The sequence below is a fragment of the Desulfovibrio sp. 1214_IL3152 genome (assembly GCF_036763055.1).
Lineage (GTDB): Bacteria > Desulfobacterota > Desulfovibrionia > Desulfovibrionales > Desulfovibrionaceae > Desulfovibrio.
In genome coordinates, this window is record NZ_JBAIYW010000620.1 from 1 (window position 1) to 2,480 (window position 2,480).

Here is a 2,480-nt window from a genome sequence, read left to right on the forward strand (position 1 = left end):
GCTTGCGCTGCAAAATCCGGGGCAGGCGAGCCTTTTCCCACAAGCGGGCTGCCTTTTCCTGCGGCAGGGCTTACGGTTCCCGCAAGCGGGCTTACGCTGGCGGCCTGCCGCATACGCCGGGGCGCGCGCCATCAGATACGCGCGCATGCGGCGGGATTGGGGCATGCTCTGTGGGGAGACAGCCTGTATGGGGGGGCGGGAGAGTATGGCGGCCCAGACGGCTCTCTTTCCCCGGTGCTGTCCGGCGGACACCCGGCAGCAGGCAATACGGCGTGGCGTCCCGCTTTTTGTTCGCTGCCTCATGCCGCTGGATTTTTTTTGCATCACGGGGGACTGCGCCTGCCCGGTGCGGCAGTGACGGATGATCCGCCCTGGCCTTTGCCCGACACCCTCATGCAACTGGTGCGGGTCTGGCTGGCCGGAGTTTTACCCGGTGGAGCGCCTTGGCTACAGGGACGTTGAGTGCTCGAACAGTATTTTTTATATAAAAATAACATCTATAATATGTTGAAATTAAAAGCGATATATTTATAGGAAATAAAAGTTTTATTTGTCCGGTGCAGGAAGTCTTGGCACATCTTCCCTGTGAGTATACATTTGGCGGGTAGAAAGACGGCGGCCCGATGGACGGGCGATCGCCGGAACGTCAACCGGTATGGCGCGTGGAAAAGTACCATGTGAGCTGATACCGACCCAAGGAGCGAGGATGTTCCCTGCGTTGTTGCCCAAGTCCGCACCGTTTTTTGCCATGCTGGAGGAGCAGAACGGCCTTCTGCGCCGCATGGCGGGCCTGCTGGTTGAGATGCTTGAAGACGTGGCCAATATGGACCGCGTGCATAAAGAAATAGCTTTTCTTGAGGAAGCGGCTGACGTTCTGCACAGCCAGATAATCCGGGACCTGTCGCAAACCTTCATCACTCCCATTGATCGTGAGGACATCCTGCGCATCAATCAGGAGCAGGAAGAATGCATGGACTGTCTGCACAGTCTCAGCACCCGTCTGCATATTTTTGAGTTTACCGGCATACGTTTTCCCGCTCTGCAAATGGGCCGCACCATCAGCGCCATGCTGGACCTGAGCCGCCTTATGCTTGAAGGGCTGGCGCACCGGCGCGATTGTCATAAAACCCGCGCTTTCCGTAACTTGCGGGGCGAGTGCGACATGCTGCTGGCCGTGGGGCTGGCGGAACTGCTTGATGAGCAGCAGGAGATCACCGTGCCGCAGATCATGCGGACGCTCAAATGGAGTCAGGCGTATGAGCGCATGAGCATCCTGCTTGAGCAGGTCAATGCGCTGGCGGAAACCATCGAGGAAGCGGTGCTGAAAAATGTTTGATATTCCCGTGCTGCTGGCGCTCATCGTGCTGGTGGCCCTGATATTCGATTTTACCAACGGCGCGCACGACTGCGCCAACGCCATTGCCACGGTGGTATCCACCAAGGTGGTCACACCGCGTTTTGCCGTGGGGGCTGCGGCCCTGTTGAATCTTGGCGGCGCGTTGCTTGGTACCGAGGTTGCCAAGACACTGGGCAGCGGCATCGTGCTGCCCCACGTGGTGGAGGGCAGTCATGTGCTTGTGCTGGCCGCTCTGGTAGGGGCCATCAGCTGGAACTGCATAACCTGGTATTTCGGCATTCCCTCTTCCTCTTCCCACGCCCTTATCGGCGGGCTGATCGGCGCGGCAGTGGCCGATGCCGGCTTTGGCGCGCTCAATGGCGGCGGCATTGTGGACAAGGTGCTCATTCCGCTGGTGGCCTCGCCTCTGGCTGGTTTTCTGGTGGGCTACCTGATCATGTGGATTATTTTCTGGAGTTGCGCCCGCATGCACCGGCGCACGGTCAACGGCGTTTTTCGGCGGCTGCAGCTTGTGTCCGCCGCCTTTATGGCGACCAGCCACGGGCTTAACGACGCCCAGAAAACCATGGGCATCATTACCCTGGCCCTGCTCATTTTCGGCAAGATTGACGCTGTGGAAGTGCCGTTGTGGGTCAAGCTGTCCTGCGCCGGGGCCATGGCTCTGGGAACCGCCGTGGGCGGCTGGAAAATCGTGAAAACCATGGGTCATCGCATTTTCAAGCTGGAGCCGGTACACGGCTTTGCGGCTGAAACATCGGCGGCGATGGTTATTACGGGGGCCTCCATGCTGGGCGCTCCCGTGAGCACCACCCACACCATCTCGGCATGCATCTTTGGCGTTGGTTCCACCAAGCGCCTTTCGGCGGTGCGCTGGAATGTGGCCGGAAGTCTTGTCACGGCCTGGGTGCTTACCCTGCCCGCCGCAGGCGGCATCGGTTTTGTCTCTTACTGGTTGCTGCATTTTATCTGGAACTAGCCCAAAAACGCGCCGACAGAAAAATTCTGCTGCGAGAGCGGCCCACGCACTGTGGGCCGCTCTCGCTTTCTTCAGCAAAATCTTGCTCGCGGGCGGAAAGGGCTTCCGGCAGGGCAGGCCAGGGCAGGCGGCAGGCACGTTGCCGCG

At 59.5% G+C, this 2,480-nt stretch carries 2 protein-coding genes and 1 pseudogene; all 3 read left to right on the plus strand.

Translation table 11 applies throughout. The annotated features are described in order from the left end of the window. Nucleotides 1–462 (plus strand): annotated as a pseudogene (locus tag V6C07_RS12970) (hypothetical protein); the annotation flags it as partial. Between the two features lie 244 nt (nt 463–706). Next, the gene (locus tag V6C07_RS12975; RefSeq protein WP_333536895.1) at nt 707–1,336 is read left to right on the plus strand and encodes a DUF47 domain-containing protein; all 630 of its coding nucleotides are present in this window, start codon (nt 707–709) and stop codon (nt 1,334–1,336) included. Beyond that, nucleotides 1,329–2,333 carry an inorganic phosphate transporter gene (locus V6C07_RS12980; RefSeq protein WP_333536896.1) on the plus strand — a complete coding sequence of 335 codons (1,005 nt, stop codon included), beginning with the start codon at nt 1,329–1,331 and terminating at the stop codon, nt 2,331–2,333. Before V6C07_RS12975 ends, V6C07_RS12980 begins: the two co-directional genes overlap by 8 nt. Nucleotides 2,334–2,480 lie beyond the last annotated feature (147 nt).